Below are 17290 nucleotides of genomic sequence, written 5' to 3' on the forward strand. Positions count from 1 at the left end.
ATGGCGTGGCGCGATGCAAAGGCCAGCCGGGCACGGTTGCTGCTGTTTATGGCCTCCATTATTCTGGGGATTGCCGCCGTGGTTTCCATACAGCTATTTAGCCAAACTCTTACCGATAATATCCAACGGCAATCAAAATCGTTGATGGGAGCCGATTTTCGCATAGACATCAACGAGCTTCCGTCGGAACGTGCGCAGGCAATTATTGATTCCTTAAAGCCGGATGCTTCGGAGGTAAGTTTCGTTTCCATGGTGGCCTTCCCAAAAAATAACGGTACCAAATTGGTGCGCGTTCGTGGGCTGCAAGGTGATTTTCCGTTCTACGGCAAACTTGAAACAGAGCCCATTACGGCTGCTACTTCCTATCAAACTTTAGGTGGAGCTTTGGTGGATGCTACCCTAATGTTGCAGTACAATCTACAAGTGGGCGACTTTGTAAAAGTGGGTGAAATTTCCCTTCCAATAACTGGCTCCTTGATAGCCATCCCCGGCAATACCGCAGTTTCGAGCTCGGTGGCTCCTTTGGTCATCATTCCATTCCGCTTTATTGAAGACACCGAATTGTTGCAATTTGGAAGTCGAAAACGATACGAATACTTCTATAACCAACCCGATGCGGATTTGGCGGCTTTGGAAGAACGCCTTCAACCCATGCTGGAAGCGGAAAATGCCGATCTGGACACCCACACCAGCACCAGCAGTAGATTGGGAAGACGGTATGAAAATGTGGGCTCCTTCCTAAACCTCACAGCATTTATTGCACTTTTATTGGGCTGTGTGGGCATTGCCAGCTCGGTTAATATCTATATCAAAGAAAAAATCAAGGCCATTGCCGTCCTAAAATGTTTGGGTGCCTCCAGGAAACAAAGTTTTTTGATTTTCTTAATTCAGATTGCGGGAATAGGAATATTAGGCGGAATAATTGGAACAGCAATAGGAGTAGGGCTTCAGGAACTTTTCCCCATGGTTTTAAAGGAGTTTTTGCCTTTCGATTTAACCATAAGCATTACCCTCCAACCTTTGATAATGGGCGTGCTTCTGGGCTTGGTGATGTCTGTTTTATTCGCCTTGCTGCCATTATTGCGCACTTGGTACGTTTCCCCATTGGAAGTACTGCGGGTGAGTGGCGATACCTCAAAGCAATCCGCAAAGGCGTGCTATGTTGCCATCGCCGTGATCATCTTGTTTTTATACGCCTTTTCCTATTGGCTGCTCAGGGATTGGTTGTTTGCATTGGCTTTTATCGGCGGGGTTTTGGTAACCTTCGGTATATTATCGGGGATTGCGATAGGCACTATGAAACTGTTAAAAACCTACTTCCCCAGTGGAGCAGGATTTACCACCCGGCAGAGTCTTTTGAATTTATTCCGGCCCAACAACCAAACCATTGTACTGCTAGTGGCCATTGGACTGGGGACGTTTTTGATCAGTACGCTGTACTTTACGAAGGATATTTTACTGGATAAGGCCGAAATAGGCCAAAGCTCCGAAAGCGCAAACCTGATAACCCTGGACGTGCAACCAGACCAAGTGGAGGCGGTGGCCAATACGTTTAAAGCCAACGACCTGCCCGTATTGGACAATATTCCGCTGGTAACGATGCGGATGCACAGCATAAAAAATAAATTGGTAAACACCTTACGCACCGATACTACCACCCAGATAAAAGGCTGGGTATTGAGCCACGAGTTTAGGACTACCTACCGGGCCAATTTGATCAATTCCGAGGAAATTGTAAAAGGGGAGTGGGTAGGCTCGCAACCGGCGGGCGAGATCGTGCCTGTGTCCGTCTCCGAAAATCTTGCCGAAGATGCGATGGTAACGGTCGGTGATTCCATAGTGTTTAACGTGCAGGGTGTTCTGATGCCGACCGTGGTGAAAAGCATCCGAAAAGTGGATTGGGCAAACCTGCAACCCAATTTTACGGTTTTATTTCCCAGCGGCGTTTTGGAAGATGCGCCCCAATTTAATGTGTTGACCACCTACGCGCCCACCGAAGCCAGCTCGGCCCGGCTGCAACGTGCCTTGGTGACCAAATTTCCAAATGTGTCCGTTATCGACTTACGGCAGATGTACACGGTAGTGGAGGATATCCTGAACAAGGTTTCATGGATTATCAATTTTATGGCATTTTTCAGCATCCTTACCGGGATTATTGTTTTGATTGGTTCCGTGCGTACCAGCAAATATCAGCGAATAAAGGAAAGTGTGTTGCTAAGAACGCTGGGCGCAAAAAACAAACAGATACTCACCATTACCGCTTTGGAATATCTATTTCTGGGAATTTTGGGTAGCCTCTTGGGTATCCTATTGGCACTCATAAGCAGTTTGCTTTTGGCAATATTTGTATTTGAGGAACCCTTTGCGCCATCGCTTATTCCGTTTCTTGTCTTCTTACCCGGAATTTCCCTTTTGGTATTGGGAATTGGATTGAGCAATATTCGGGAAGTTTTAAGTAGCTCGCCTCTGGAGGTGTTGCGGAAGAGCGGGTGATTATTTGTCAGTTGACTGTTCTGTTAAAGTGACTTCTTTTTGTTCTTTTCTCTAGGCTAAGGTATTACCAAAAAATAATAATCATTTTTTCTGCGAAGAAACCATCAAACCTGCAATTATTTAGCTCCAATTCGTAACCCGACATTTCCCTATTTTTTAAAAGATTTGTTCGAACATTGTTCGAGTGTTGTTCGGGTTTTGTTTGGAAAAATGGGGTATTCTTCGAACGAGCTTCGAACAAGTATTGTATGAGGCTCGAATAACGGCATAATAACAACGAAGCCAAATTTCTTTTTCTAAATAATTATTTATATTTAAGTTCTGATATATAAATATCTGTTTATTAAATATATACATCTATTTTAAATAATGAAACAATTACCAAAGTAGTTCGTCCTATAAATAGATTTACCATCCAAATAATGCAATATGACAATTTTAGTAGTAGGAGCAAGTGGTGCCACGGGCAGTAAATTAGTGGAACAACTTTTAATGCTAAACCACAGGGTGAAAATAATTGTACGATCTCCCGAAAAACTTCCTGACGCTTGTAAAACGAATGATAATCTTCAAATAATAACTGCCAGTGTTTTGGATTTAACTGATGACGAAATACGCGAAATAGTAAAGGATTGTGACGCCGTAGCGTCTTGTCTTGGGCACAATCTATCCTGGAAAGGTATTTATGGCCAACCCAGAAAATTGGTAACGGATGCTACGCGAAGGTTATGCGATGCCATTAAATACAATAAACCGCAACGGGCAGTGAAATTTGTTTTGATGAACACCACGGGAAACCGCAATCGCGACTTAGACGAACCTATTTCCTTCGCCCAAAAATGTGTTATTGGGTTGCTTCGCTTGTTGCTGCCGCCGCATGTTGACAACGAAAAAGCGGCGGATTATTTGCGTATAGAAATTGGGCAAGACAATCCCTATGTTGAATGGACTGCAGTACGGCCCGATGGTTTGATAAATGAGGAAGTGGTAACGGATTATAAGATTTATCCTTCTCCAACAAGAAGCGCCATTTTTAATGCTGGCAAAGTAAGCAGAATAAACGTAGCCCATTTTATGGCCCGGTTAATCCATGATGCCGATTTATGGGCTAAATGGAAAGGACAGATGCCGGTAATTTATAGTGCAGCTGCGCATTAAACCGTTATCTTAGGGTAGGAAAGCGTACCAAAGAAGTAGCTTGGTTAATCTAGAAAAATCACATGCTTTATTATTAAAATAAATACTTTGATTGTAACAGATTTAGTGCTACTTTCAGTAGTAACTGTGAAAATTCTAACGGGACATCAAAGCTTTTTTGAACTTACACACGCTTCGGGATAGTTTCCAGAAAAACCCTATTTCTTCTTAAAAGGAGCTTCCTTCACATCTTCCGATTCGCCATAACCAGCAGGATCATTGGATTCCGGTACTTTTTTGGGATCTTCCTTTTTGGGCATCTTTATAGCTTCGGGTTTGGAATTTGGTTCCTTGGGACTGTCCTGCTTTTCTATGTTTTGTTCGTTTTTCTTTTTTGGGTCCAACATAGGGGTTTTCTTTTCCATAATAGTACATTTTTGGTTGATTTTGTAGTGAAATTAGTTGTTATTCCTCTTCCTGCTTAACTTTTTTTGCGCCTTTACCATCCGTTTGCGACTTTGGATTTAAGTTATCGTCCTTTGCGATTCCTTTTGCGTGGGGAATGGGGTGTTTGCCTTGTTTGTCTTCGAAGTTTGGTGTTTTCATAACAATTTGATTTTAAGTTATTTTATACTGTTTTCTAAATATTTATACAAACTATCAAATTCCCAGCGCTTTCCCATGTTTGCTAACATTATTTAACACTGACTTTATTATAAAAGTTAAATTTAATTGGTAAATAGTTTTTTCAGGTAAAGGCCTTGCGTCTTGCTCAAAATCTCCTATTAGGCAATTCAAATCTCGTACTTCGTACGTTGTCGTTCGTATACCGTCGCTCTTGGCTCTTTTCTCTTGGCTGTTAAATAGTGAAGCGTGAGGCGTATGCCTTGATGGTGAAAGATGTAAGACCGCTGCGCTGAAAGACGTATGACATTAGTCGGTAAGACGTAAGATTTTTAGACAATTCACATACTCACACACTCACAAACTCACAGATTTACCTATTCAACTATTCACCATTGCGCCTTCTGTCCGCAGCTTACAGCTTATTGACTAAAGTCTCTTTCGCCATTCATTGGCACACTTTGTTTTATATGCTTCCGCCAAAGTTCTTAGATGTTTTATGTGATCAGAAACTTCTTCCCTTGCCAAACGTACAAATTCCTCGGCTATACTTATGGCCGTTTCACTGTCATTACAGTTTACTTTTGGGTTCTTATTATTGCGCAGCATACGCCTTGCATTGCAGATAAGATGGTACATCCGTTGATTTTCATAGGTGGTTTTATGGAATATCGCTGTGGGGGTATTGGAGAAATGACTGCAGAGATGTAGGAGATATGGCAAGGAAGACTGTTTTGGTTTATATTCCCAAAATACCTGTGCCATTCCTATGCAGGTTTGTTCAATTGCCAATCTTACCATCGTAAGTGTGATGTTGAAATCATAATTAGTAAAGCCATCATTCTCCATTAAATTTAATAAGTAGGCCGCCTTGCTGGATCTATCTTCCCAAATTTTCTCAATATTTGCTACCATTAATGGATGATAGTTTACTTGAAAGTTTGGGCCATAATTTTTTTCCGAAGCATAATATGCCCATTGGGACTGTGTAATAATAGATTCCAAAAAATGACTTCCATAATTCCTTTTCTCAAATACTTCGTTTACGGTGTATAAAATAGCATACACCCTACAGTTTCCCTCGGTTTCTTTATAAATATAATCTGATATTGCGGCAGGGCCCAGGGAGGCGGGTGTATTACTAACAAGCATCAGTGTGTAGATAATAGTATTTTGCAAAAATGGAATAGTCTGCTCCAAATGGACTTCCATACTTTGTGAATCCTCGTATTTGCTGATAAGAAAAACGGAATCAAGTTCCAACTTTTTTTTTAACAATTCGATTACCCTAATTAAAAGTTCGTCTTCGGTTTTGTAGTTGCCTCTTTTGATACTAATGGATTGGGGTTCTTCGCTATCCATATGGGGTAGCACTTCCGCAGTTTCCACGGAAGTATCATTTGGTGCTTCCACTGCTACCGCTATTTTCTCTCCGGTTTCATCGGACTTATCTTTTTTATAGCTTGCCACAAAGCACCGTTGCCAACTGAAATAGAATAATGATTTAACCAAAATGAAAAGTTGCTCTGTTTTGTAATACAGCATATCCACAGCTTCAATACTAGGCTCAAAATCACTTTGGTAGCGGGCGGCGCAATAGGACTGGTCCAGAAGTTCCATTGTCGCAGCTTCTTCCAAATCATTTAAATCAAAAAAGGAAGCCAAGGAAGTTATAAAGCCGTGGCAGTACTCTTGGTGTTCACGTAGCCGATGGGTTATCTTATTCCTGCCCATCAGGGCACACTCCGCTGCTCGAAATAGTAGTTCCATCGTCTGGTGGTAAGCAAAGGTGCTCTGGGCATAGTGACCCTTTTCAAAATGACTACTTGCCCCTTTACTAAAAGCATCAATCTTTTTTAGCTCCTTATCGAAAGCGCGTTTGCTTCTGCCTATCAAATCGTTTAGACATAGAGTAGAATTCATAAAGGGAAATCCCAACTCCTGCTGTCCATACACAACGTTCCCCAATAAAAGATTCTCAATAAAAAAGAGGTTTCCGGCTTCAATCTGTTCCATAGCATAGCTTTGGGTATATATACGGTGCCGCAGTTGTGGATGTTCCTTCAACAAAGCATCTGCCTTTTCAAAATTGCTGGGCTTGCAATCGGCCTCACCTACAATAAGGGTAAGCATGTTAAGTTCAGGATTAACCGTAAATTCTCCCCAGAAAATAAAAAACGGATTTAGTGCAGCTATCAGCTCATTTAAAAGTTCTTCCGGTAGTAGGTGGGTTGGGGTGGACGATATGATGGGTTGGTAGCTCATAATTATGTGAATTTGTGAGTTTGTGAATCTGTTCTGGGTGTCAGTTCTCAGTTCTCAGTTTGGTTTTTAGTTAGACGTGATGCCTGAAAAGGTTAATGCATGGTCCACGGCCTAAAGCCTTCTAATGCTAAAGTTGTAAAAGGTTGGGGGGATAAAAAACCTATGCGACTTTTAAAAAACTAAAATGGGAGGATATTTTATCTACTGGCTTTGGGATTTGGTGTAGATGTTGGTCTTCATTGTATTATGAAATTGCTGGCTTAGTAACATTCCCTTAACCAGCTTCAAGCACTTTCTGAGCAATTGCTTCAATAGAGAAATATAGAAAGGGGTTGGGTGTGGGATTTTTTGATTTGGGCTCCTGCTGCATTATTTTGACTTATATTTGAAATTAGATCTTACTCACAGGGGGGGATAAAAGCAATAGGATATTTCGTTGTTGGCAGTCGTTGTAATGGACGAACGCAGCAAACAATAAAAAGAACAAAAAATGACAAAAAAGAAATAGCAAAAGCACAACAGCGTGTACACGAATAACGGCTGCATTTACTAATCGGAAATTCACCTCGTTTTGCTAAATTAGGTGCGTCAGCCACCGCAAGTGCGCGGTAGCGGGAGCTAATCTAATCCCATATTCCCGGAAACAAAGAATATAACTCAATCTGAACTCATTATTTTAAACCTTACGGAAATAAGGAGAAAAAGCGTAATACTATGGAAAGAGCTTCCTGAAAGCAACCACCATTTGAAACCAGACGCAAAGGCAATGAGTGCCATAGCAATGGTTAGACACGTCCTGGAAGCAGACTATGGATGGAATATTATAATCAATAATGGGAGTATGGCAAAGTATCAAACCCCTTGGCAAACTCGTCCATACCTCAGTGTTGCAGACGAGCTTGAATTTGCTGAACCCCATAGAAATGCCATTTTGGAAAGCATCCGCCAATTTTCGGATAGGGAATTAAACGAAACGGAAATCATTCACCCTGGAAATGGAGCCAAAAAAAACCTTGGCAAATATTTATTGCGAATTGGATATCATGAAGCTGTTCACGCCGGACAATTCAGAACAAAATGGAAAATGCCATAGAAGATTATTTAATGGAACACCGTAAAGACTTGGGGGTTTCCATAAATTTTGATGAAATAGACGTCATCCTTGCCAAATGTTTAAAAGTGGCCAAAAACAATTATTGATGCACAGCGTACAATACGGATCAAGGACCATTGACTTTAAAATAACCAGGACCGCTCGCAAAACCTTGGCCATTGAAGTACATCCAGATAGCAGCGTGCAGTTGATAGCTCCACAGAATGCTCCTTTGGAGGAATTAAAAAGTAGGGTAGCGCACCGTGGCAAATGGATTGTGAAGCAACAGGCGTATTTTGAAACCTTCCTTCCAGCTACTCCCATACGTGGATATGTTTCTGGTGAAACCCATTACTATCTTGGCAGACGGTATATGCTAAAAGTTAAAGAGGCTGATGAAAATAGCGTAAAACTAAAAGCTGGGGAAATAGTGGTAACCCTAAAACCTAACGATGAAGAAAACAGGAAGCATGAAATAGTAAAGCGTTTATTGACAGCTTGGTATTATACCCACGCAAAGCGAAAGTTTCAAGAGGTGATGGCATTATCGTTAAATAAATTCAGTGCTGAAAAAATAGAAAGACAGTCTTTTGAAATTAAAAGAATGAAACTTAGATGGGGCAGCTGCACCTCAGAGGGTAAAATTATCTTAAACCCAGAGCTAATAAAAGCAAACTCAAAATGTATTGAGTATGTAATAATCCATGAGCTATGCCACTTGATAATAGCGTCACATAATAAAGAATTTTATAAACTCTTAACTGAAAAAATGCCGGATTGGGAAAAATGGAAGGATAGACTTGAGAAGTTAATGGCGTAAATATTTGTGAGAAGTTACTAAAAAGAGTGGGATGACTTGGAAAAGATTTATTTTTTATCTATTAATTTTTCCAACTTCTCAATCATTTCCTTTTGTTGTTCCAGCATACGCTCATATAATTCCACCATTTTATCAATAGGATTGAAACTTGGATGAAAATTAAATACTGCTGGGTTGGTCATTGTCGCATGATCATTATTATTAATAGTATTTGAAATTACGTTAATAGCCTGCTCCTCATCAAAATTCTTAAAAGCCTCCACCGGTATGTGCAATACTTGGGAGATTTGCTCGAGTAGGGGAGTGTCCACTTCCTCTTTTTGTTCCAAGAGAGATATTTTCTTTTGGTTCCATTCCTCGCCCAGCTCATAGGCCAGCGCCTCCTGCTTAATGCCAAGCATCTCGCGAAAACGTTTTATGTTGCGGCCTTGGTGTATTTTTGTTTCCATCTTCTGTTATCGGTTGTCTGTTGTCTGTTGTCGGTTGTCTATTAAAACGTTAAGCGTTAAGTGTGTTTCTACTTTCGTAATTCGTATTTCGTCGCTTTTGGCTTTTGGCTCTTGTCTCTTATCTCTTGAATCTTGTCTCTTGTCGGTTCTCGATACATTTTTAGGTTTCGCTGTCGCTTACCCTAAAAACACTCGAACTGACAGTTATCAAATTTACCAAATATTTTAATAAACCCCACCTTTGTTCCTTCTAAAATATCCCCCTGAAAAGATAAATTATTCATCCTTAGAATGGTATATCCGCTTTTTGAGAAAGAACTTCCCTGCGCTAATCCATTAAAAAGTACGGTATGAGAGCGGGGAAGGAGAATAAAAAAAAACAAGAATACCTATATGTAACCAATATGCAACAGGCGAAACTGGTTCTTCGAGAATTATTTGATGACCAAACAGAGGAAACATTAAACGAGGGCATCCTACTATGGCTAAAGAGTATGGAAGATTCAGAAGCCTATAAACTTTATTTGAATATACCCGAAATTTTGGAGGAAGGGAACTATTCAATAACGGATTTTTTAGAGGCAAAAATGGATTTTCCCGGCATAAGTAGTAAACAAATACTGAAAACGGTGGGCTTGGCAATGCTCCTTATGTTTTTATTAAGTGAATGTTGGCGACTGTTTGGAAAAAGATTTTATGGTAACCCGGAGGGTGATTGGCCTAACTTTGAAATCCCCATGACCATGAAGGTTGCGATCACCTTAATGCCCCTTGAGGAATTTCAAGTGGAATTGGCAGCTTCCATGCTGAACATAGTGGGGAAACCCTATTACGACAGGCTGCTTGAACAAATCACCATTTTTGACAAACCGGTAACCCCAAAACAAAGGTGGGCTTTTGAAAATGACCCAATACTAAAAAAGCATTTACAACTCGTAATGTGGTTTACACTTATGCGTATTTTTTTGGATGCTATTTATTTCTATACTGAAAAAGATAATGGTGTTAACCCTTAATTGTGAGGTTGATAGGTCGTTGTACTTTCATGAGGCTGCTTGTTGTGATGAACATCCCCCTAGCCCCCTCCAAAGGGGAATAGATTTGACTACACCTCGGCAGATTAACTCCGTTGAATCTTCGATTTGCTTTACTTCGACTCCACTCCGTACAGGCAGTTGTACATCCTTCGTAATGACATTTATAAAATACCCTTTTTCAAACTTGAATATCCCTATTCTTTGAAAGAGCTTTACTGAAGCAATCTTTTAAAATTATGTCATGGAAACAATTCAAAATCAATCCTTTCAGACCCTGTCGCCCGAATTGGCTGCCAAACTGCAACAGCTAACTAAAGCACTTACTATTGAACAGGTATTTTATTACGCACCTACAGCCCAAGCCCCTGGCCACCTTATCCTAATTTCGGGAAGCACTAAGAACGCAGCGGTTATTGAAGCCCGGGAATGGCTTCGGAATGCTTTTAAGAAATACCAACAATTGGTGCACGTATAGGGTTCAAAGCCCATGTGGTATGGGTATAAAAATGGGCATCCCTTTATAGCAGCTTATTGTACTGCTGCTGCGAAAGTGTATCAAAATACCACTTATAAATGGAGCTCATCAAACACATGGAGGGATTTTAAAAAACATTTCAAAAAATTTGAACGTGACTTTTATTAAGAACATGAGGTGATAAGAACATTGAACCAAGAGTTCTATCGTCTAGTGGCTCGTACAAGTGTATTTCTTACCTATATTCACTATATGAATATAATCTAACCTATCTGGAAAAGCTTTACATAGGTCAGAGTACACTTTTTAAATCCCTTACTCAGTGAATAAAATTCCTATCCCAATACCTTCCATCCATAGAGGGGCTATTTGTGAAGTAGAATGGGTAAACGTATTATCTTATCGCCACTATGGAAAGGGCGGGACAGGCCGCGGAGGAGGGAGACGAAATCTATATAAATTGGGATATGTACCATGCCATTAAGGAAGTGGAAGATCAATTGTATACGACGGGTACCGATTGTCTTCTCGCTTTAAAAAACCTTATAAAGGCCAAAAAACCTTCTGATTGCACAGCGGTTGAAGTGCTAGATGCCTATAGCTTAAAGCCTACCCACTCACAAACTCTTAAATAAAAATGATTCCGGCCTAAAACCTACCTATTCACAAACTAACATTATTTTATCTATATTAGATCCACAAACTGCTTAATATCAGTATATGCCAAAACAAAAATCCTTTATTATTAAAATTAAGGGGTTCATAAAGGGGGTTTCTTACTATTTTGAAAATGGAGAACCCCGCCAACGCATCCCCAATCCACCCACCAAAGATCAAATCTATAATGATCCTCGCTTTGCGGGCGTGAGGGCAAATAATAAGGAATTTGGAGGGGCCTCCACTTATTCAAAATCTATAGCTACCGGTCTTAAAAACAATATACATACCTTCAAGGATTCCCGTTGTACAAGTCGTCTAACGGCTGCTCTTCAAAAAATAATCAAAAAGGGGAGGGGCACCCCTGGAAAGAGGGAGGCTAACATCCTTAACGGTCCCGAAAACCTAATGGGTTTTCAATTGCAAAAAAACAATGTTTTCAATCAAATATTTACGGCAAAATATATAGTTTCCGTTAACGAGAAACGTACAAAAATCACAATAAAAATCCCAAATATTACTCCATACAATCTTAAGAACAATCCAAGCTCCGCAACCCATTTTATCCTTACGGCAGCATTAAGTATAGTTTCAATTCATAATTGGAATTCAAAAATTAAAAAATATGAACCGGATTACCCTAAGGTAAATGGTCTGGGTGATACAAAAAAGAGTGAACCATTATTATGTAAAATAGAACACCAAAATATAAGCATCCAACTAATAAACCCGGCCAAAACAACAATTTCCGGTGGTGTAGCGATAACAGTCTGGTTGGGCATAAGCTTTGGCAAAGAAACTGATAACAAATTCGTACCTTTTGAAACAGCCAAAGCAATGGAGTGCATAGCCATATTCTAAGCATTGAACAGACAACAAACAACCGATAACAAACCCTAGGATCACCCGTATAAAAGCCATACCAAAGCCATAGATACTTCCTATGAAAGCCCTATATACTCACAGTAATTTAGTCTAAATTTTAGGATAATTTTTCAGGACTGTAAATTTCATATCATTCAAAACCTAAAAATAATTTTCATTTATTCCATTTTTTAAGGTATTCATAGATTGCATATTTAAAAACATTGTTGGCAAATTTGCGAATATGAAAATTATAGAAAATCAATATAGAGGAATATTAAAACACTTTTATTTATCAAAAAAAACTATAAGCTAATAATAAGGGTTACATTATAGCTAAAGCTCTAGAACTGATTAGATATAAATTAAACAGCTATACGCAATTTTATACATATATCATTTGAACTATAATTTATATTATGTAAAATAGAATATTTGGAAACCCACCTATACCTCAATTAGATATATAAACTTTATAGTGAAATTGTAGCATCCACTATTGCTTAAAAAAGCAATTAAAACTGGAGCTCCAAACCCGGAAGATATTATTAACCCAGACTAAGTTTTGTTTTGCTGGCTGAACCGTAAAATCATTCTCTTTTTAGATTTTTTTCAGAAGCTTTATTTCAACCTTTTACATCATACACAAAGGCACGGTATTTAAGAAGTGCAACAAAGAAAGCCCCTCCCAGGGCATTGCCCAATAGCGCCAATGATATAAAGGAAAGATATTCTACTAAAATAATTTTTGGTGAACTTATGAGTCCGGAAAATACTTCCACATTGCCGACAATACTGTGGTGAAGGCCTGTAAATGCAAGTACGGCGGTGATTATATAAATAATCAATATACGGCTTAAAGTATCTTTGGAAGCAGCTACCAGCCAAGATAGCAGCCCCATCAACCAGCCTGCAAGAATGGCGCTCACAAAAATTACACTGCCGTGATAATCGGTAACGTGGACGGCTATTTTTTCTATGGTTTTTAAATCAAAGATTCCCAATTGGGGTCCAAACCAAACCAATAAAAAGGCGATTAAATAACCCCCTATCAAGTTTCCTAAAATAACCAATCCCCAAAGCCGCAATAAACTGGCAAGACTTCGCTTTTTATTGAGAACCGGAAGTGTAAGTAGCGAAGTTTGTTCCGTAAAGAGAATGGATTGACCGAGGATAATCATTATAAATCCAATGGGGTAAACCAGTGACAGACTTTTAATGATGGTGTCTTCGGAAACCTTGCCCTCCAGAAAAAAGTATAAGGTACAAATCAGTAAATAGCTGAACCCTATCTCAAGACCGGCAGTAAGGGAACTCAACAAAATACTCACTGGACTTTTATCATAAGTCTCCTGCCCTTCAATAATCTGCTGTTTCAGAATCTCTCCGTGCGATTTTGCAGTGTCGGCCTCAGATGCCTTGGAATTTTTCAATTCGTCATCAATATTCTGCTGCTCCTGGGTCTTCTCGTTTTTTTCCTTTGACATAGGGTATGTTCATAAAAAAGGTTTCGATTTCCGAAGATATAATTATTTACAAAATCAGAAAACGAAACCCGTATATTATTGAAAAGTACGCTTATTTGCGTATCATTTCCTCTAAATGCTGCCGGTTGGTGGATTTTCCATAGATTTTCTGCTCGGGATCCATAATATGGGTGTCCTCCAAGCCTCCTACATATACGGCATCAAAACCGATATCCTCAATTAGTTGCTGGGTAACCCTTTTACTGTCGGCGTCCTGGGCGGCAAAGGGGATCGCCAATTTATCGGTGTTCCGAAAGGCGCGCTCCTTTAAATGCTCGGCATAAATAGTATTGAACGCTTTTGCGGTTTTGGCGGTTCCGAATTTCATTGCGGTATATTCAGAGGCATTTCGGTTGCTGTCACGAACTTCCTGCGCCATCTCGCCATCGCGTTCGGGATATGGATTGGAAGCATCAATAATTACCTTATTGCCGTATTCCCCGGCATAGAGTTCTGATAATTTATCTATTGCCTTGAACGGAACTGCCAACAGATACACATCTGCATTGGCTTCCCAAGCCTCGTCGAGGCTTACTGCTTTTGACTTTCCTCCTGCTTCTTTTACCAATTGGTTCAATTTTTCGGGATGACGGGAAGTAAACAATACTTCGTGGCCCGCTTTGGCCCAATGTTTTCCAAGGTTTCCACCAATGTTTCCACTTCCTATTACTCCTATTTTCATAATTTTTTATTTTATGTTTATTCTTCTTCTGAATTAATTTTTTTCATGGTTTCAGAAATCTTCTTCTTTTCAGACTTTGATTTCATCTCAGCATCCTTCTCCACTTTCAATTCGCCATCTCCCTTAATTTTAAGGTCTTCCTCTGGCTGCAGTTTTCCAAAATTGGATGATTTTCGATATTCATCCTGAAAATCGGCATGTTTCTTTTTATCACTCATAATCAATTTTTTTTATTGGTTTTTATTCTGAAAATTTCCGTTGAAGGCAAATTCGCCCTGCTCCTTTCGTTGCCTCATTTGCTTTAGTTCCTTTTTCTTTAGATCGTCTGGCAAGCCGTCGGGGTCGCCACCAAAATAACCAAAGGCCACCGCGGTTGCCACGTGGTAATCGTCGGTAAAATTGAATTCTTTCTGCGCCTTTTTAAACTGTACCCCAGCCATTTGGTGTACCGCTATCCCCATACTGTTGGCCTGATGTATTACGTTGCCCATAAACAAGCCCAAGTCGTGCAAAGCGTGAAAATTTTCCTTGTCGCTTTTTTCCATTGTTTTTTTAAAGGCGTTTATCCACAACACTTGTGAATTGCCTGCCCAAGACTGGTTAAATTCATCCAGACAATCAAAAATGCGGTCGTACATTTTTGTGCCCTTTATTCCCCAAATTACCCGCCAAGGCTGAATGTTTGACGCGCTTGGCGCCCATCGGCCGGCTTCCAACAATTTTTTGACTTCTGCTTCCGTAATCGGTTTTGACGAAAACATTCTGGGACTCCATCTGTTTTTTATACTGTCGAGAACCGGATGGTCCACAGGTGTTATTTTGTTTACTGTAACTGGGTTTTCCATTTTTTTCTTTTAAATGTAACCGCTTTCCTTTGGCATAAAAAGTTTTTAAAAAAGATTTAACGCTCTGTTTCAGTATTAACATTTTCATATCATAATTCAACCTTAATTGCTGTTATTTTTGTTCAAAATTTAATTAATGATCGTCTGGGGAATTTTTATCGCATTTATTATTTTATTCTTAGCGTTGGATTTAGGTGTGTTTAACCGAACTCCACATGTTATCAAAACCAAGGAGGCTGCCATTTGGACTACTGTTTGGGTAACCTTGGCCCTCGGTTTTTCGGGAGTTATTTATTGGCTCTTTAAGGATGGGTTGGTAGAAAATCCTACCAATTTGGCGCCCGATGTGGCCGTTCTTAAATATATTACCGGCTATCTGATAGAACTTTCCTTGAGTATTGATAATGTTTTTGTGATTGCAGTAATCTTTTCCTCCTTCGCCATTCCCCAGAAATACCAGCACGAAGTTTTATTCTATGGAATTTTGGGAGCAATTGTCTTTAGGGCGCTGATGATCTTTTTCGGGGTAGCGCTTATCAATAAATTTGATTGGATAATTTATGTTTTTGGGGCATTTTTATTATTCACTGCCTTTCGAATGTTGACCCACAAGGAATCTGAATTTGATCCCAAGAAATCCAAGATGTTTCGCTTTATGAAAAAGCTTTTCCCGGTAAGCTATAAAATGGACGGCGATAAATTTTTTATAAAACGCATGGGTGTTAAAGCGGCTACTCCACTATTTGTAGCGTTAATTATAATTGAACTGACCGATATTCTCTTCGCTTTGGACAGTATTCCTGCTATTCTTGCTATAACGGCAGATCCTTTTATTGTATTCAGTTCAAATATTTTAGCGATTTTGGGACTTCGGTCTATGTATTTTCTTATTTCCAGAATGCTCACAAAGTTTCGATATATCAATTATAGTTTAGTTGTTATCCTGGCCTTTGTGGGAGTGAAAATGATCCTGTCCCACAATATTGAAATTCCAGAATGGCTCTCGCTGGGCGTAATAGGGGTTTCACTGGCTGCCGGGATTATTGCTTCCGTAATGATTCCTGACCCCAACCCAGCGGTGGTAGAGGAAGATTAATTTCACAAAATCCTATTAAAATGTTTGGATTGGTTTTTTGCTATTGTATCTTTAAATCTACAATCAAAACCGAAAAATATGAATATCAATTTCGAGTATCACGAGGTGGCAGCGAGCCCAAGACTGGAAGCTTTTGTAGCTGAAAAATTAAACAAACTTGAAAATAAATATGACTCAATTGTAGGTGCCGATGTTTATCTTAAAAAAGAAAACACCACCAATCCCGACATCGGAAAAATTTGCAGTGTACGTCTAAGTATGCCCGGCCCTACCATTTTTGCGGAATCTTCTACCGCATCATTTGAGGCTTCCGTTGCTAAAGTTATTACCGAGCTTCGCTCACAACTTCAGAAACGAAAGGAAAAAATGAAAACACATTAATCATGAAAGAAATGGGAGTAATAGCAAGAGACGAAAGACAGTTAACACTTATATATAGCAGCAATACCCGCGTGGGCACGCACACGCTAAGCTATTTAACGGGAATTGATGAAAAATATCTGGCTATCGACCTGGCCAAGACTAAGGTATCTGATACCCAATGGGCCGAAATAGCCGATGCCCTTGGGGTTGGAATTGGAGATCTGGTAGATAAACGCCAAATGGACATTGAGGTAGAAAGTACCGCAGAATTTGATTCCAACGACTGGCTTAAAATTATTCAGAATAATGATTCCGTAATATCAAAGCCTATTGCCATAAAGGGCAATCGAACCAAGCAGATCGACAATCCCCCAGAGATTATGGAGTTTTTTGAAGTAGATTCTGCAGGGCTTGAGCAGAGCCCATCAAACGATACCCCGCCAGATATAGAACGCACTACGGGTAACGAAAACTTTATTGAAAAAGAAAAGTAATTATTCCTTAGCCACGGTTTCCAATGGCTGAATAGTAGGTTTTACCTGCTTATAAACTTCCATTTGGGGCCGGGTTAAAATATCATTCATTTCAGCGGTTTCCTGCTTTTGCAGTCCATATAGGAGGTCGAGTTTTTCCTTTCCGGAAATTTCGGCCTCAATTTTATAGCGGCGAATAAGGAATTCCTCCACCTTTCGTTGAAAAAGCAATTCCTGCTTTTCGGTCAGCGATAGTTCTAAATCGTAGCTATTGGTAATTTCCAGTGCTTCCTTTTCAGCCTGTTCATTTGATTTTTGGAAAAACGGATCTTGCGAGAATGCTGATATACTTAATAACAGCATAATAAGGGTTGTTAATTTTTTCATGGGT

21 protein-coding genes are annotated in these 17290 nt (G+C 39.7%); 12 read left to right on the forward strand and 9 right to left on the reverse strand.

Annotated elements, in window-relative coordinates:
* Nucleotides 1–2493: an ABC transporter permease gene (locus MB09_RS10385; protein ID WP_045080861.1), complete on the forward strand. Its 2493-nt coding sequence runs from the start codon at nucleotides 1–3 to the stop codon at nucleotides 2491–2493.
* A gap of 429 nt (nucleotides 2494–2922) precedes the next feature.
* Nucleotides 2923–3651 (forward strand): NAD(P)-dependent oxidoreductase, encoded by a 729-nt coding sequence (locus tag MB09_RS10390; protein ID WP_045080862.1) that lies wholly within the window; start codon nucleotides 2923–2925, stop codon nucleotides 3649–3651.
* A gap of 197 nt (nucleotides 3652–3848) precedes the next feature.
* Here the strand turns inward: MB09_RS10390 and MB09_RS16190 are convergent, their stop codons facing one another.
* The 3 genes from MB09_RS16190 to MB09_RS10400 form a co-directional block, all read right to left on the reverse strand.
* Nucleotides 3849–4055 carry a hypothetical protein gene (locus MB09_RS16190; RefSeq protein ID WP_045080863.1) on the reverse strand — a complete coding sequence of 69 codons (207 nt, stop codon included), beginning with the start codon at nucleotides 4053–4055 and terminating at the stop codon, nucleotides 3849–3851.
* A gap of 40 nt (nucleotides 4056–4095) precedes the next feature.
* Entirely contained in the window at nucleotides 4096–4236 is a 141-nt protein-coding gene (locus tag MB09_RS16195; RefSeq protein ID WP_165586698.1) for a hypothetical protein, read from the reverse strand.
* A gap of 447 nt (nucleotides 4237–4683) precedes the next feature.
* A complete protein-coding gene (locus MB09_RS10400) occupies nucleotides 4684–6519 on the reverse strand; it encodes a HEPN domain-containing protein (RefSeq protein WP_045080864.1) in 1836 nt (611 codons plus the stop codon).
* A gap of 709 nt (nucleotides 6520–7228) precedes the next feature.
* On the opposite strand from MB09_RS10400, the gene MB09_RS10405 reads away from it, so the two are divergent.
* The 3 genes from MB09_RS10405 to MB09_RS10410 are packed head-to-tail and all read left to right on the forward strand — an operon-like array spanning nucleotide 7229 to nucleotide 8432.
* Nucleotides 7229–7612 (forward strand): DinB family protein, encoded by a 384-nt coding sequence (locus MB09_RS10405; RefSeq protein ID WP_240484832.1) that lies wholly within the window; start codon nucleotides 7229–7231, stop codon nucleotides 7610–7612.
* Complete coding sequence (locus tag MB09_RS16530; protein WP_262987126.1) at nucleotides 7597–7719, forward strand: hypothetical protein; 123 nt, start codon at nucleotides 7597–7599, stop codon at nucleotides 7717–7719. The genes MB09_RS10405 and MB09_RS16530 overlap by 16 nt, the downstream gene beginning before the upstream one ends.
* Nucleotides 7719–8432: a M48 family metallopeptidase gene (locus tag MB09_RS10410; protein WP_045080866.1), complete on the forward strand. Its 714-nt coding sequence runs from the start codon at nucleotides 7719–7721 to the stop codon at nucleotides 8430–8432. The genes MB09_RS16530 and MB09_RS10410 overlap by 1 nt, the downstream gene beginning before the upstream one ends.
* A 47-nt stretch (nucleotides 8433–8479) precedes the next feature.
* Here MB09_RS10410 and MB09_RS10415 read toward each other — a convergent pair whose 3' ends face one another.
* Nucleotides 8480–8881 carry a helix-turn-helix transcriptional regulator gene (locus MB09_RS10415; protein ID WP_045080867.1) on the reverse strand — a complete coding sequence of 134 codons (402 nt, stop codon included), beginning with the start codon at nucleotides 8879–8881 and terminating at the stop codon, nucleotides 8480–8482.
* Between the two features lie 350 nt (nucleotides 8882–9231).
* Here MB09_RS10415 and MB09_RS10420 point away from each other — a divergent pair, with 350 nt between their 5' ends.
* From MB09_RS10420 to MB09_RS10435, 4 genes are all read left to right on the forward strand, one after another.
* Complete coding sequence (locus MB09_RS10420) at nucleotides 9232–9897, forward strand: hypothetical protein (protein WP_045080868.1); 666 nt, start codon at nucleotides 9232–9234, stop codon at nucleotides 9895–9897.
* Nucleotides 9898–10159: 262 nt separating this feature from the next.
* A complete protein-coding gene (locus MB09_RS10425) occupies nucleotides 10160–10393 on the forward strand; it encodes a hypothetical protein (protein WP_045080869.1) in 234 nt (77 codons plus the stop codon).
* A 410-nt stretch (nucleotides 10394–10803) separates the two neighbouring features.
* Entirely contained in the window at nucleotides 10804–11028 is a 225-nt protein-coding gene (locus MB09_RS10430) for a hypothetical protein (RefSeq protein ID WP_045080870.1), read from the forward strand.
* A gap of 85 nt (nucleotides 11029–11113) precedes the next feature.
* Nucleotides 11114–11911: a hypothetical protein gene (locus MB09_RS10435; RefSeq protein WP_045080871.1), complete on the forward strand. Its 798-nt coding sequence runs from the start codon at nucleotides 11114–11116 to the stop codon at nucleotides 11909–11911.
* 629 nt (nucleotides 11912–12540) lie between these two features.
* Here MB09_RS10435 and MB09_RS10440 read toward each other — a convergent pair.
* The 4 genes from MB09_RS10440 to MB09_RS10455 form a co-directional block, all read right to left on the reverse strand.
* A complete protein-coding gene (locus MB09_RS10440; RefSeq protein ID WP_045080872.1) occupies nucleotides 12541–13401 on the reverse strand; it encodes a formate/nitrite transporter family protein in 861 nt (286 codons plus the stop codon).
* A 91-nt stretch (nucleotides 13402–13492) separates the two neighbouring features.
* On the reverse strand, nucleotides 13493–14122 hold the full coding sequence (locus MB09_RS10445) for an NADPH-dependent F420 reductase (protein ID WP_045080873.1): 630 nt from the start codon (nucleotides 14120–14122) through the stop codon (nucleotides 13493–13495).
* A gap of 17 nt (nucleotides 14123–14139) precedes the next feature.
* A complete protein-coding gene (locus MB09_RS10450; RefSeq protein ID WP_045080874.1) occupies nucleotides 14140–14340 on the reverse strand; it encodes a hypothetical protein in 201 nt (66 codons plus the stop codon).
* Nucleotides 14341–14352: 12 nt separating this feature from the next.
* Entirely contained in the window at nucleotides 14353–14967 is a 615-nt protein-coding gene (locus MB09_RS10455; RefSeq protein ID WP_045080875.1) for a nitroreductase family protein, read from the reverse strand.
* 136 nt (nucleotides 14968–15103) lie between these two features.
* Between MB09_RS10455 and MB09_RS10460 the strand changes: the two genes are divergently transcribed.
* The 3 genes from MB09_RS10460 (at nucleotide 15104) to MB09_RS10470 (ending at nucleotide 16920) form a co-directional block, all read left to right on the forward strand.
* Nucleotides 15104–16063: a TerC family protein gene (locus tag MB09_RS10460; RefSeq protein ID WP_045080876.1), complete on the forward strand. Its 960-nt coding sequence runs from the start codon at nucleotides 15104–15106 to the stop codon at nucleotides 16061–16063.
* 78 nt (nucleotides 16064–16141) lie between these two features.
* Nucleotides 16142–16444 carry a ribosome hibernation-promoting factor, HPF/YfiA family gene (gene hpf / locus MB09_RS10465; protein ID WP_045080877.1) on the forward strand — a complete coding sequence of 101 codons (303 nt, stop codon included), beginning with the start codon at nucleotides 16142–16144 and terminating at the stop codon, nucleotides 16442–16444.
* Nucleotides 16445–16446: 2 nt separating this feature from the next.
* Nucleotides 16447–16920, forward strand: a complete 474-nt coding sequence (locus MB09_RS10470) for an arsenate reductase family protein (RefSeq protein WP_052671352.1) — start codon at nucleotides 16447–16449, stop codon at nucleotides 16918–16920.
* Here MB09_RS10470 and MB09_RS10475 read toward each other — a convergent pair whose 3' ends face one another.
* On the reverse strand, nucleotides 16921–17286 hold the full coding sequence (locus MB09_RS10475) for a hypothetical protein (RefSeq protein WP_045080878.1): 366 nt from the start codon (nucleotides 17284–17286) through the stop codon (nucleotides 16921–16923).
* Nucleotides 17287–17290: the final 4 nt, after the last annotated feature.

Origin of the sequence: Aequorivita vladivostokensis, from assembly GCF_000952855.1 — a bacterium.
Classification (GTDB): domain Bacteria; phylum Bacteroidota; class Bacteroidia; order Flavobacteriales; family Flavobacteriaceae; genus Aequorivita; species Aequorivita vladivostokensis.